15 protein-coding genes are annotated in these 13,890 nt (G+C 54.4%); all 15 read left to right on the top strand.

From position 1 onward, the window contains the following. Positions 1-82 precede the first annotated feature (82 nt). On the top strand, positions 83-1,918 hold the full coding sequence (gene glmS, locus OB87_RS04330; RefSeq protein WP_033568203.1) for a glutamine--fructose-6-phosphate transaminase (isomerizing): 1,836 nt from the start codon (positions 83-85) through the stop codon (positions 1,916-1,918). 280 nt (positions 1,919-2,198) lie between these two features. Continuing rightward, on the top strand, positions 2,199-2,585 hold the full coding sequence (locus OB87_RS04325) for a hypothetical protein (protein WP_033568202.1): 387 nt from the start codon (positions 2,199-2,201) through the stop codon (positions 2,583-2,585). Between the two features lie 80 nt (positions 2,586-2,665). Beyond that, the gene (locus OB87_RS04320; protein WP_033568201.1) at positions 2,666-3,733 is read left to right on the top strand and encodes a methyltransferase; all 1,068 of its coding nucleotides are present in this window, start codon (positions 2,666-2,668) and stop codon (positions 3,731-3,733) included. Between the two features lie 67 nt (positions 3,734-3,800). Further along, complete coding sequence (locus OB87_RS04315; protein ID WP_033568200.1) at positions 3,801-4,538, top strand: beta-ketoacyl synthase chain length factor; 738 nt, start codon at positions 3,801-3,803, stop codon at positions 4,536-4,538. Then, positions 4,531-5,316, top strand: coding sequence for a lysophospholipid acyltransferase family protein (locus OB87_RS04310; RefSeq protein WP_033568199.1), 786 nt, complete (start codon positions 4,531-4,533; stop codon positions 5,314-5,316). The genes OB87_RS04315 and OB87_RS04310 overlap by 8 nt, the downstream gene beginning before the upstream one ends. Positions 5,317-5,349: 33 nt before the next feature. Further along, entirely contained in the window at positions 5,350-5,616 is a 267-nt protein-coding gene (locus OB87_RS04305; RefSeq protein WP_022635485.1) for a phosphopantetheine-binding protein, read from the top strand. 22 nt (positions 5,617-5,638) lie between these two features. Further along, positions 5,639-5,893, top strand: a complete 255-nt coding sequence (locus OB87_RS04300; RefSeq protein ID WP_080762556.1) for an acyl carrier protein — start codon at positions 5,639-5,641, stop codon at positions 5,891-5,893. Beyond that, positions 5,880-6,467, top strand: coding sequence for a COG4648 family protein (locus OB87_RS04295; protein ID WP_033568197.1), 588 nt, complete (start codon positions 5,880-5,882; stop codon positions 6,465-6,467). The genes OB87_RS04300 and OB87_RS04295 overlap by 14 nt, the downstream gene beginning before the upstream one ends. A gap of 56 nt (positions 6,468-6,523) precedes the next feature. After that, complete coding sequence (locus OB87_RS04290) at positions 6,524-7,897, top strand: AMP-binding protein (RefSeq protein WP_033568196.1); 1,374 nt, start codon at positions 6,524-6,526, stop codon at positions 7,895-7,897. Continuing rightward, on the top strand, positions 7,884-8,270 hold the full coding sequence (locus OB87_RS04285) for a 3-hydroxyacyl-ACP dehydratase FabZ family protein (RefSeq protein ID WP_033568195.1): 387 nt from the start codon (positions 7,884-7,886) through the stop codon (positions 8,268-8,270). Before OB87_RS04290 ends, OB87_RS04285 begins: the two co-directional genes overlap by 14 nt. Continuing rightward, positions 8,261-9,970, top strand: coding sequence for a glycosyltransferase family 2 protein (locus OB87_RS04280; protein WP_033568194.1), 1,710 nt, complete (start codon positions 8,261-8,263; stop codon positions 9,968-9,970). Before OB87_RS04285 ends, OB87_RS04280 begins: the two co-directional genes overlap by 10 nt. Further along, the gene (locus OB87_RS04275; RefSeq protein ID WP_033568193.1) at positions 9,967-10,395 is read left to right on the top strand and encodes an acyl-CoA thioesterase; all 429 of its coding nucleotides are present in this window, start codon (positions 9,967-9,969) and stop codon (positions 10,393-10,395) included. The genes OB87_RS04280 and OB87_RS04275 overlap by 4 nt, the downstream gene beginning before the upstream one ends. A gap of 53 nt (positions 10,396-10,448) precedes the next feature. After that, a complete protein-coding gene (locus tag OB87_RS04270; protein ID WP_235425234.1) occupies positions 10,449-11,024 on the top strand; it encodes an outer membrane lipoprotein carrier protein LolA in 576 nt (191 codons plus the stop codon). Beyond that, on the top strand, positions 10,996-13,320 hold the full coding sequence (locus tag OB87_RS04265) for an MMPL family transporter (RefSeq protein WP_033568191.1): 2,325 nt from the start codon (positions 10,996-10,998) through the stop codon (positions 13,318-13,320). Before OB87_RS04270 ends, OB87_RS04265 begins: the two co-directional genes overlap by 29 nt. After that, on the top strand, positions 13,317-13,889 hold the full coding sequence (locus OB87_RS04260) for a DUF3261 domain-containing protein (RefSeq protein WP_033568190.1): 573 nt from the start codon (positions 13,317-13,319) through the stop codon (positions 13,887-13,889). Before OB87_RS04265 ends, OB87_RS04260 begins: the two co-directional genes overlap by 4 nt. Position 13,890 lies beyond the last annotated feature (1 nt).

Raw genomic sequence — 13,890 nt, 5'->3', positions numbered from 1 at the left:
GGGGAACCCGGAATAAACCGGAACAATCAGGTCTAAAGACATCGTGGTGACACAATATGTCACGTTTACAGGAATACAACCGATGTGTGGAATTGTAGGCGCTGTTGCGCAACGAGATATTGCTGAGATCCTGCTGGAGGGGCTACGCCGCCTCGAGTACCGTGGTTATGACTCTGCCGGTCTGGCGGTGGTAAATGGTGAAGGACAGGTGTCCCGCCTGCGCCGTCTGGGCAAGGTGCAAGTACTGGCGCAGGCGGCGGAAGAACACCCGCTGGTTGGCGGAACCGGTATTGCTCACACCCGCTGGGCGACTCACGGCGAACCGTCCGAACAGAATGCTCACCCGCATGTGTCAGGGCACATTATCGTGGTGCACAACGGCATCATTGAGAACCATGAGCCGCTGCGCGAGCTGCTGGTGTCCCGTGGTTATCATTTTGTCTCCGAAACCGATACCGAAGTGGTCGCGCATCTGGTGCATTGGGAACAGCAGCAGAACGGCGGTTCGCTGCTGGACGTTGTGCAGCGCGTTATCCCGCAACTGCGTGGTGCGTATGGCATGGTGTTGATGGATAGCCGTGACCCCAACGTGCTGGTTGCCGCGCGCTCTGGTAGCCCGCTGGTGATTGGTCGTGGCGTGGGTGAAAACTTCATTGCCTCCGACCAACTGGCATTGCTGCCGGTAACCCGCCGCTTCATCTTTCTGGAAGAGGGGGATATCGCGGAGGTCACTCGTCGTACGGTGCGTATCGTCAACCGTCAGGGGCAGGACGTTAACCGCGAAGAGATTGAATCGAAAGTACAGTACGACGCTGGTGACAAAGGCGCGTACCGTCACTACATGCAGAAAGAGATCTATGAACAGCCGATGGCGATCAAAAACACCCTGGAAGGGCGTTTTAGTCATGGCGAGATCAATCTGTCCGAGCTTGGTCCGCAAGCCGATGCGTTGCTGGCAAAAGTTCAGCATATCCAGATTATTGCCTGCGGCACGTCTTACAACTCCGGCATGGTGTCACGCTACTGGTTCGAGTCGCTGGCGGGGATTCCGTGTGACGTGGAAATCGCGTCTGAATTCCGTTACCGCAAACCGGCGGTGCGCGCCAACAGCCTGATGATTACCCTGTCCCAGTCCGGCGAAACTGCCGACACGCTGGCGGCATTGCGTTTGTCGAAAGAGCTGGGATATCTGGGCTCGCTGGCGATTTGCAACGTGGCAGGTTCATCGCTGGTGCGCGAGTCGGATCTGGCGTTGATGACCCGTGCTGGTACTGAAATCGGTGTGGCGTCCACCAAGGCGTTTACCACGCAGTTGACGGTATTGCTGATGCTGGTGGCGCGCATCGGCCGTCTGCGCGGTATGGATGCCCGTATCGAGCACGACATCGTGCACGCTTTGCAGGCGTTGCCAGCCCGTATCGAGCAGATGTTGTCGCAGGACAAGCTGATCGAATCGCTGGCAGAAGGTTTCTCCGACAAGCACCACGCCTTGTTCCTCGGCCGCGGTGACCAGTACCCGATTGCGATGGAAGGGGCGCTCAAACTCAAGGAGATCTCCTATATCCATGCGGAAGCCTATGCAGCGGGTGAACTGAAACATGGCCCGCTGGCGCTGATCGACGCGGATATGCCGGTGGTGGTGGTCGCACCCAACAACGACCTGCTGGAAAAACTGAAATCCAACATTGAAGAAGTCCGTGCTCGTGGTGGTGAACTCTACGTGTTTGCCGACGAACAGGCTGGTTTCACTTCCGATAGCGACATGATGAAGATCATTCAGTTACCGCACGTGGAAGAGGTGATTGCTCCCATCTTCTACACCGTGCCGTTGCAGCTGCTGTCTTACCATGTGGCGCTGATCAAAGGCACCGACGTGGACCAGCCGCGTAACCTGGCGAAGTCGGTGACGGTGGAGTAAGAAGGGGGTTTCCTTCATTGTTGACCTTTCTTCCGCACCTGACGCTATGATGCAATCGGAGCGGGATCTGCTAAAGGTGGGCTGTTGCAGCCCACCTTTTTCGCTCCTACGAGAGCCGATTTTTGAGACATTAATCAGTTAGTTTTCTGATAAATTTTGTCAATTTATGCCTGTTTTATGTAAAATAGCTTCAATGATGCGCACCTTATGCTCGTCGTATCTGGAGCTGTATAGTGATTTTTCAGGCAGCTCAATAGTTGATTTTATTGACAGGGACTCTATGAAAAAGCAGCATTTTTTAGCAAGTATGGTTTGTGTTTTTGCATTGGCGGGTTGTGCACGTACTGCACCGGTAATGAATACCACGACGCCGATTGCCGGAAATTACACCGCTGATCAAGTTAAAGTTGCCATTTTGCAGGCGGGTTTGCAGCGCAAATGGGTGATGACTCCGGTGTCTCCTGGCGTAATTAATGGTCGTATTGATGATCGCGGTCATTCTGCAGATATTCGAATTAATTACACGCCGAGCAACTATACGATCAATTATGTTAACAGTTATAATCTGAAAGCTGATGACGGTAAGATTCATAAAACCTATAACCGTTGGGTAAATAATCTGGACCGTGAAATTCAATTGAAACTGGCTTCCCAGCAAATCAAATAACAATATGAGCCGAATAGTTTTTATTATTCGGCTCTGATTTTTATATAAATTTAAATTTCTTTTTTTTCAGGGAATTAATTGTGCTTCACGGATATGATCAGGATAATCTCAGCGCACTGGATGCTATAACAGAAGCGCAACGAATCGCGTTTGCTCCCATTTTGTTTCAGGCGGCGGTTAATCTTCGGAATCACGGTATTCTGGGTTTTCTGGATGAGTGTGGCAGTAAGGGCGCTGAGCTTGATGATATTGTTGCCGTGACGGATTTGGATCGTTATGCGGTAGAGATTTTACTGGATGCTGGTCTAAGCGGGCGGATACTGATCAAGAAAGATGCTCGTTACTTTATTGCTAGAACGGGGCATTACCTTATTCATGACAGAATGACCCGTATCAACATGGATTTTACGCAAGACGTCTGCTATCAGGCCATGTTTCATCTCGATGAATCGTTGAAACAGAAAAAGCCGGTTGGTTTACAGGTTTTTGGTCACTGGTCGACGATTTATCCGGCACTTAGCCAATTACCCCAGAAAGTGAAAGAAAGCTGGTTTGCTTTCGACCATTTTTATTCTGATGCCGCATTTACTGCAGTATTACCCTACGTATTCCAACATAAACCTGTACAGCTTTATGATGTCGGTGGAAATACGGGTAAATGGGCGATGTGTTGTCACGATTACAATCAGGATGTGCGAATTACCATCCTTGACTTACCAGAACAGATCGCCTTGTCGACAAAGGCTGTAGAACTGGCAGGAAAAGCGGACCGAATTTCTGGCGTTGCCGTCGATATGCTTTCCGATGGTCCACTGCCTGCAGATGCAGATATCTGGTGGATGAGTCAGTTTCTGGATTGTTTTAGTGAAGAACAGATCGTCCGGATTTTGACACGGATTGCTCAATCCATGAAAGCGGATGCACGGGTGTGTATTCTGGAAATATTTTGGGATCGCCAGCCCTGGGAAGCGGGTGCTTTTAGTCTGAATATGGCGTCGTTGTATTTTACCTGTCTGGCCAATGGTTACAGCCGTTTTTATGCGGCGAGCCGTTTTTTGCCGTTATTGCAGGAAGCGGGACTTTATATCGAACAGCAGGTTGATGGGTTGGGAGTCGGCCATACCTTGCTGGTTTGTAAGAAAAAATGAGGCGTTATGTGGTAATTCGCAAGGAATAATCCGCGTGTTTTAACGCAATGATTCGGAATACACGGGTATGAGATTGGCTTTTACACTCCTTGACTGGCAGGCCAGCGCACCAGGGTTAGGCGAACTGTCGGCATGGCAACAATGGGCGGCACAGCCCGCGATGGTTGATGCGGCTGGGTTGCTTACTAAATGCGATCAATTGCCGATGATGACGGCGCGTCGGCTTAACAGCGGTAGCCGGATGGCGGTCAACAATGGCCTGGCATTGCTACGGCGTCAGCCGGAAATCGAGGCGATTGTCTTTACCAGCCGCCACGGCGAGTTGGAGCGTAACCTGCGTATTTTGCTGGCATTATCAAAGCAGGAAAGCCTGTCTCCCACGGATTTCGCCATGTCGGTTCATAATTCGGCGGTAGGTAGCCTGACCATTGCAGCCCAGGCACCGCTGGTATCAACCTCTATTTCCGCCGGAATGGACTCCTTCCAGCAAGGGCTGGTGGAAGTCGCAGCCTTGCAGTCGGCAGGGTATTCCCATGTGCTGTTGGTGGATTTCGACGGCACTATTCCAGCGTTTTATCACTCTCAGGTTGCAGGGCAGATGCCGTGTTATCCCTACGCGGTCGCATTGTTGCTGGCACCTGGCACTACGTTGACCTGCGAAACTCAGACAATGATTGACGGCGCTACGGAGCCTGCATTGCCACAGAGTCTGCAATTTCTGCACGGTTGGTTATCGGGCAACCCTGCATTTGCGGTTGATGGCGAGCGGCAGTGCTGGCAATGGACGAAGGTGCACCATGTCTGAGTCATCGTTGCCTCTGAATCGCTCGTCGCGCCTGAACTGGTGCTGGCGATTAGTGATGACCGGATGCTGCTTCGGGTTGTTTAGCCTGGGCGGTCTGCTGTTATCCACGGTCTGGTTCAATCTGCTGTTGCTGGTGCAACGTGATGAAACCCGGCGTCGGGCATGGGCGCGTCGCAGCATTGCCTTCAGTTTCCGTGTTTTCCTGCGCAGCGCCCGTGCTGTAGGGGTACTGGATTATCAGATTGATGGTGTCGAAACACTGCACGGCGATCGCGGTTGTTTGGTAGTAGCCAACCATCCCACATTGATTGACTACGTTTTGCTGGCCTCTGTGATGCCGGATGTCGACTGTTTAGTGAAGTCGGAACTACGTCAGAACATTTTTTTTCGTGGTGTCATTCGGGCGGCGGATTATCTGGTCAACAGTCAGTCCGATACGTTATTGCCTGACTGTCATCAGCGGCTTAATCGTGGGGATGTCATCATGATTTTCCCCGAGGGTACTCGCACTCGTTATCAGCAACCGGTGACGCTACAACGTGGTGCCGCCAATATCGCTGTACGTTGCGGCTGTGATTTACGCATCGTACATATTCACTGTAGCCAGCAAACTCTGGGAAAACAGAGCCGCTGGTATCAGATTCCGCCTGAAAAACCCTGTTTTACCATCCGGGTTCGCGAACGTATCAGTAGTCAGGCATTTATAACCGGGGAAGACGAACTGCCGCTGGCGGCACGCCGTCTGAATCGTTTTTTGCAGCAGTCTCTCACGCTTTAATAAGCATAATAAATCAGAAAACAGGTATGAGTTATGGAAGATCTTTTCCTTGAAATCAAACAGATGATTATCGATGCCTTGAACCTTGAGGAGGTTAGCGTCGATGAAATCGAGACTGAAGCGCCTTTGTTTGGTGAAGGTCTGGGGCTGGATTCGATCGATGCGCTTGAGCTCGGTTTGGCGGTGAAAAACCGTTATGGTGTGGTGCTTTCCGCTGAAAGCGAGGAAATGCGGCAGCATTTCTTTTCCGTCGCGACGCTGGCGTCATTCATTATGTCTCAGCGTCAGGCCAGCGCCTGATTGAAAAGATGATGGGTTTATCATGGATAAAAATGAAATTTATAACGAAATCAAAACGCTGCTGGTAAAGCTGTTTGAGCTCGACGAAGACGATATCACGCTGGAATCGCGTTTGTATGAAGATCTGGAGCTGGATAGCATCGACGCGGTTGACATGGTGGTGCATTTGCAAAAACGCATTGGCCGTAAGATTTCACCGGAAACCTTCAAATCTGTGCGTACTGTGCAGGATGTTGTGAACGCTATCGAACAACTGATGGGCCATGAAGGCAAATGAGGCTGGGCGACGCCTGTATCGCATAACCGGCGTGTTGGTGGGCGTGATGACGCTGAGCTGGCCTTTTTTGGTGTGGTTCAGTATTACGCATCCTGAACATCGTTGGTTATTGCCGCTGCTAGCGCTGGTGTTTCTGGCACGAATGCTGATGCTCCGAGGTGACCGCGGGTTATTCAGGGAAACTGGGTTATTACTGGCGGCGGTTGGCGCGGCGCTGTGTGTTGCCAGTCTGTGGCTGCGGGATCGGCAGTGGCTGATGTGGTATCCGGTGGCGGTAAACGTCGTCATGCTGACGTTATTCTTCGGTTCTCTGTTCAGCCGAATGCCGTTCATTGAGCGTATTGCTCGCTTACGGGAACCGGATTTGCCTGCCAAAGCCATTGCTTACACGCGACGTGTTACGCAAGTCTGGAGCCTGTTTTTTGTTTTCAATGGCACGATAGCATTACTGACTTGCCTGTCGGGAAACATGGTCTGGTGGACTGCATGGAATGGCATGTTCAGCTACCTGCTGATGGGGGTGTTGATGGGCGGTGAATGGTTAATACGCCAGCGACTGAGAACATCAGCCTGAACATTGGCGGGCTGGCGGAATCGCAAGACCGGATGATAGAAGAATAGTGTGACGGAATGAATAATGTGACCGCCCGGTCATTGAATGACTGGTTAACCAACGACGACGCGTCAATCGAGCGCCTGGTCGCCACCAACGGTAAGCAGGATTTTACCTTGCCGATGATGCGTCATCAGGTGATGTCGCTCTGCCAGCAACTGATCTCTTGTGGTGAATCACGCTGGGCGTTGTGTTTTGAAGACAGCTATCTGTTTACCGTAGCGCTGCTGGCGGCGCTGCACGCCGGGAAAACACCGGTGATTTACGGCCATTGTCGTGAATCCGTGTTGCGTGAACAGAATGATGAATTTGACGGGCTGTTGACCGACAATCACATGACGCTGGCTTGTCGCTGTTTTTATCTTTCGGCTGAAGCGCTACAGAGAGAAGGCCATTACATCGAAGATGCGCTGCCGCCAATATCCGACGATGCTTGTCTGATTCTGTTCACTTCTGGTTCCACCGGTAAACCTCGTCAGGTACGAAAGCCGATACGCTGCATGGATGAAGAAGCGCGCTGGCTGGTCAGGTTGTGGGGCGAACGTCTGCATGGCTGCCATATGATGGCATCGGTTACCCACCAGCATATGTATGGGCTGACATTTCGTATCTGGTTGCCGATGTCGCTGGGGCTTAGTTTCGACAGCCGTCAGGTGTTATATAGCGAGCAGCTAGCGGCGCATTCATCGGATCGTCGTTATGCCTTTATCAGCAGTCCGGCGTTTTTGCGCCGGATTGACCACTCCCTCCAGGCTCCGTCTTGCGAATTGATTGTTTCGGCTGGCGGCGTCCTGCCGTGGCCGTGCGCACAGTCTGCGCACCAGTGGTTAGGCAGCGCGGTGGATGAAATTTACGGTAGCACGGAAACCGGCGTGATGGGGTGGCGTTCCCGGCAAGATGAACAAACCGTCTGGCAGCCGTTCCCTGGTGTTTCGTTTCAGGGGGATGATGATGATGAGGGCTGGTGGGCGCGTTCCGCTCTTATTCCGCAGCTTGAAGGCATGAAACTGGACGACAAACTAGCGTTTGATGAGCGCGGCTGTTTCCAACTGTGCGGGCGTCACGATCGTATTGTCAAAATTGAAGATAAGCGTATTTCGCTCAGCGAGATTGAGCGTCGATTACTGTCGCTGCCGGAAATTGATGACGCGGTTGCCTTGCAGGTGACCCGGCAGGATCGAAGCGGCATTGGTGTGGTGCTGGTGCTGAAATCACCGATGACGCCCGTCGGGCTTCCTGCGTTGAAACGCCAGTGGCGCCATGAGTTGCACAAATGGCTGGAGCCGGTGGCGATGCCGCGGTTCTGGCGCATTGTCGACACTATTCCCCTCAACAGTCAGAGCAAACGCGCCTGGCCGCAAATACAGGAGTTGTTTCATGCTGCCGGTTGAACTGTCGCGCGTCTGCTCTGCATCACAGGCGGAATTGCTGCTGTATATTGACGCGAACCTGTTCTGGTTCGATGGTCATTTCCCACAACAACCGTTATTGCCCGGCGTGGCGCAGCTTGACTGGGCGTTGCATTACGGCCGTGAGCTCCTGGCACCTGGCTGGCGCTTTCTCTCGGTGGAAAACATCAAATTTCAACACCCGGTATTGCCGGATAAAACCTTGCGGCTGACGCTGAATTGGTTGGAAGAAAAGCAACAATTGACGTTCAGTTACCATATTGTGGCTAATGAACCGATTGTGGCTAATGGGCCGGATGCATCGGCACAGACTGGGCAGGCGGCTAGCAGCGGGAAAATCCGATTATGTCGATGAGCCGTGAATTTTCGCCCTGTGTGGTGATCCCCTGTTACAACCACGGCGCGATGATGCGCAGCGTGCTGACACGGTTGGCACCGTTTGGCCTGCCGGTGTTGATCGTTGATGACGGCAGTGATGACGCGACACGGCAGGTGCTGTCTCGTCTGGCGGACGAATTCGCCGAGGTGACGCTGTTTCGGCTGGCGCAAAACAGCGGCAAGGGTGCCGCCGTGATGCACGGGCTGGCAATGGCAGCGGATGCCGGTTACAGCCATGCGCTACAGATTGACGCCGACGGTCAGCACCATATCGAAGATACACCGCGTATGCTGACAGAAGCACGTGCCTGGCCAGAGTGCCTGATCTCCGGGCGACCGCTGTACGATGCGTCGGTGCCCCGCTCGCGGTTGTATGGCCGTTATGTCACCCACGTCTGGGTGTGGATCGAAACGCTGTCGTTGTCGCTGAAAGACAGCATGTGCGGGTTCCGGGTCTACCCCATCGCGCCGACGCTGGCGCTGTCGGCGCAGCGGGCGATTGGCCGTCGTATGGACTTCGATACCGAAATCATGGTGCGGTTATACTGGGGCGGCACCTTCAGCCGCTTTGTACCCACACGGGTGGTTTACCCTGACAATGGGGTGTCTCACTTTGATGCGCTGCGCGACAACCTGCGCATTTCCTGGATGCATACCCGGTTATTTTTCGGCATGTTGCCGCGTATTCCGTCGTTGCTCAAACGCCGCCGTGAACCACACTGGGCGGCCATCAATGAACGCAAGGGCATGTTGGGGATGCGTTTCATGCTACAGGTTTACCGGTGGTTTGGCCGCCGGGCCTTTACCCTGCTGTTGTGGCCGGTAATTGCGTTTTACTGGCTGACCGGCGGTCCGCAGCGCAAAGCCTCGCAGAACTGGCTGCGCGCAGTGCGTCTTTATGCCCGTCAGCATCATGTCGGCCTGCCGCGTCCGTTAACCAGCTATCACCATTTTCTGCGTTTTGGTCACGCCATGATCGATAAAATCGCCAGCTGGCGTGGCGACCTGCAATGGGGACGGGATATCGATTTCGCGCCGGGAGCGCTGGAGGCCATCAATCAGGGAAGACAGCGCGGGCAACTGATTCTGGCATCTCATCTCGGCGATATCGAAGTGTGCCGTGGGCTAGCCCGTCAGGTTAGCGGGCTGGTGATCAATGCGCTGGTGTTTACCGACAATGCCCAGCGTTTCCGACAGCTTCAGGAAGCGGTGGCACCACAAGCCGGGGTTAATCTGATTCCGGTCAGTGATATCGGCCCGGATACCGCCATATTGCTGCAACAGAAACTGGATGCGGGTGAATGGGTGGCTGTCGTGGGCGATCGCACCGCGGTTAATCGTCAGCGCGGCGGCGGGCGGCGGGTGGTCTGGAGCCCGTTTCTTGGTCGGCCAGCACCGTTTCCCCAGGGGCCGTTCGTGCTGGCGGCGGCGTTGCGCTGTCCGGTATTGCTGATGTTCGCCATTCGTGAGCGCGGCAAGTTACGCGTTTATTGTGAACCGTTCGCCGACCCGATTTTGTTGCCGCGCGCCCATCGTCAGAGCGCTTTGCAACAGGTGGTGGATCGCTACGCTGGGCGGCTGGAACACCACGCGCTGAAAGCGCCGTTGGATTGGTTCAATTTTTTCGATTTTTGGCAGTTGTCGGATGACACACCTGCTGATGGGGAAAACACATGAGTGCGTTAACGGATCTCAATCTTAGCCATGAGGTTGAGTTGGTGGTTTCTTTCCATGACTGCGACCCGATGGGTGTGGTCTGGCACGGCAATTACTTCCGCTTTTTCGAGGTGGCGCGCGAAGCGTTGCTGGGCAAATTCAATTACGGCTATCGGGAAATGAAAGCCTCTGGTTACGTCTGGCCGGTGGTGGATACCCGGGTGAAATACCGTTCAGTGCTGACCTACGAACAGCGGATTCGTGTGCGGGCGACGATTGAGGAAGTGGAAAACCGGCTGCGCATCGCCTACCAGATTTTCGATGTGCAAAGCGGGCAACGCACCACCACCGGTTATACCATTCAGGTGGCGGTGGAAGAGGGCAGCAAGACCTTGAGTTTTGTTTCGCCACAAGTTTTGTTGGAGCGCCTGGGAGTAACGCTGTGAACGTGATCAAGAGGGTACAAAGAACTCTGTCAGCCGTTATGGTATTGATAGGCATGTCGGTTATGGCGGCACAGGCGGTTACTCTGGATGAACTACAGCAACGCTTTAGCAGCCAGCCAGTGGTGCGGGCTGATTTCACCCAGATGCGGCAAATTAAAGGGATGGCACAGCCGCTTAAATCGAGCGGTGCGATGCTGATTGCCCGCCAGAAAGGGCTGTGGTGGCATCAGGCCAAACCCTTCCCGATGACACTGGTGCTGGATGACACGCGTATGGTGCAGGTGATGAACGGTCAGCCGCCGCAGATCGTCACCGCAGAAAGTCAGCCACAGATGTTCCAGTTCAACCATTTGTTGCGGGCGCTGTTTCAGGCCGACCGCCAGGTGCTGGAGCAGAATTTCCGGGTCGATTTTAACGACTTGGGTCAACAGCGTTGGCGTTTGGTATTGACCCCGAAAGTTTCCCCGCTGGATAAGCTGTTCAATGCTATAACCCTGAACGGACAAGCCTTTCTTGACGAGATCGTGATCGACGATCGTCAGGGGGATATGACCCGCATTATCCTGAGCAATCAGCGAATTACTCCCCAGGTGTTAAGCGATGACGAGCAGACCCGATTCGTTTTCTGACTGGCATCGTCGCGCGGCAATAGTCTGGGGGGCGATCATCGTTCTGTTGCTGCTGGCGCTGGCGTTACTGTGGCCGCAATCAAGAATCAACAGCAGCGTGCTGGCTCTGTTGCCGGGCCAGACGATGGGCAACGCGCCGCCTGAACTTCAGCAGGGATTCATGCAGCGGCTCGACCGGCAAATGGTGTGGCTGGTGACAGCGGGAGATCAGGCTGATCCGGCGGTGGCCGAGCGCTGGTTGCAGCAATTGCGCTCACTGCCTGAACTGAAACAGGTCAACGGGCCGGTGGACGCACAGCAGCAACAAGCATGGGGCCGTTTTGCTTTTGAGCATCGTAACGGGTTGATAGATAGTGCCACCCGCCAGCGTTTGCAACAGGGCGGTGATGCTCAGGCTGATTGGGTGTTGTCGCAACTGTATTCTGCTTTTGCCGGTGTCAGTGGTATGGAGCTGACGCATGACCCGTTACTGCTGGTAAGAGGTTCTCAACTGGCGCTGCAACAGCAGGCCAGTCAGATGGGGTTGACGCAAGGGTGGCTGACGGTCAGGGACAAGGAAGGGCATACCTGGTACTTCCTGCATGGTGAACTGCCGGGTGGCAGTGCGTTTGATATGACCGCCGGGCATCAACTTGTGGAAAAACTGGCGCGATTTCAGGGAGAATTGCGCACCGCGTTTCCGCACGCACAGGTGTTGACCCGCAGTACGTTATTGTTCAGCGACTACGCCAGCCAGCAAGCCAGGCACGATGTATCGACGCTGGGCACCGTTACGGTGGCGGGCGTGTTGTTGCTGGTGTTTCTGGTATTCCGTTCCGCCCGGCCGCTGGTCTTATGCGCGCTGTCGGTGGCGGTTGGCGCACTGACCGGGACGGTTTGCACGTTGCTGTTATTTGGCGAAATACACCTGATGACGCTGGTGATGAGTCTCAGCATCGTGGGGATTTCTGCCGATTACACCCTGTATTACCTGACGGAACGCATGGTGCACGGCGGCGCGGTGTCGCCGCAAGACAGTTTGCGTAAGGTGCTGCCAGCGTTGCTGTTGGCGCTCGCTACCACCGTAGTGGCCTACCTGATCATCGTGCTGGCACCGTTCCCCGGTTTGCGGCAGTTGTCAGTGTTTGCCGCATCGGGGCTGACGGCGTCGTGCCTGACAGTGATGGCCTGGTATCCATTTTTGGTACGAGGTTTGCCGGTGCGGCCGATACCCGCGATGGTGCTGATGGGGCGGTGGCTGGCAGCCTGGCGTCGTCATTCGCGTGTGCGCTGGGGTATCCCCAGCCTGGTATTGGTGGTTGGCGTGATTGGCGTGTTGCACCTCAATGTGAACGACGATATCGCACAGTTGCAGTCGCTGCCGCCATCGCTGGTGCAGCAGGAACGTCAAATCAGCGCGCTGACCGGTCAGCAGGCCGATCAGACCTGGTTTATGGTGTATGGCGATTCGCCAGAGCAGACGCTGCAACGCCTTGAAAAACTCGCTCCTTTGCTGGAAGTGGCGCGGCAAAATCGTGATTTCACCGCTTATCGTCTGTTACCGCTCAATTCTCTACAGCGCCAACAGCAGGACGCGCAGTTGATCGCTGACGCTGCGCCTGTCGTGATGTCCCGCCTGCATGATGCCGGCGTTAATTTGGGCGAACCGGATATCCGGCCAATGACGGTGACGCCACCCGCCTGGCTCAACGGCCCGCTTAGCGAAGGCTGGCGGTTATTGTGGCTAACGTTGCCGAATGACACCAGCGGCGTGTTAGTGCCAGTAAATGGTGTGCGAGACAGCGGCAAGCTGGAAAAACTGTCACATGACTTGCCGGGGGTGGTGTGGATTGATCGTAAAAGCACGTTTGATCAACTGTTTGGACGGTATCGCCTCATTCTTGGCTCCTTACTGGCGGTTGCCGTCGGCGTGATTGCGTTGAGTTATGTGCTACGTCTGGGCATTCGTCGCGGTCTGATCAGTGTGCTGCCATCAGTGTTGTCGTTGCTGGGTAGCGTGGCGGTGCTGGCGTTCAGTGGGCACGCTTTCAATCTGTTTTCATTGCTGGCGCTGGTGCTGGTGTTGGGTATCGGCATCAATTACACCTTGTTCTTCGGCAATCCTCGCGGTACGCCCATGACTTCGCTGCTGGCGGTGACGCTGGCGATGTGCACCACATTGTTGACGCTGGGGGTGCTGGTGTTCAGCAGTACACAGGCCATCAGTAGTTTTGGCATTGTGTTGTGCGCCGGTATTTTTATCGCTTTTTTGCTGGCGCCACTGGCGTTGCCGGATTCAAAAGGGAAACGAAAATGAGAGTATCAGCCCATCTGATCCTGATGGCGGCCGTGTTGTTGCTGAGTGCCTGCGCCAGTAAGCCGTCGGATCCTCGTCCGCAAGCGTGGCTTAAACCCGGCGTGAAGGTTACGTTGCCTGCACCAGGTATTACACCGACCGTGGAGCAACAGCAATTGCTGACGGGCAATTACAAAGGTAAACAGCAATCGTTATTGGTGCTGTTGCACGCCGATCAGCGGCAGCTGTCGCTGGCTGGTCTGTCATCGTTGGGGATTCGCCTGTTTCGCATTACCTATGACGCCACCGGTGTACATACCGAACAGTCGCTGGTGCTGCCAGAATTGCCGCCTGCCAGTCAGGTACTGGCCGATATCATGCTCAGTCATTGGCCGTTGTCAGCCTGGCAGCAGCAGTTGCCGACAGGTTGGACGCTGAAAGACGACGGCGACATCCGCCAACTACGCGATAACCACGGTGAGCTGATTGTCGAGATTCGCTACCAGCAGCGTAATAATCAGCGGGAGCCAGTCAGCGTGAAGCACCTCGTGTTTGGCTATCACATTGTTATTCAATATTTGGATGGTTAGC

This window comes from Dickeya undicola (assembly GCF_000784735.1).
GTDB lineage: Bacteria > Pseudomonadota > Gammaproteobacteria > Enterobacterales > Enterobacteriaceae > Dickeya > Dickeya undicola.
Note: the sequence above shows the minus strand (reverse complement) of the source record. Positions and strands in the feature narration are given on the sequence as shown.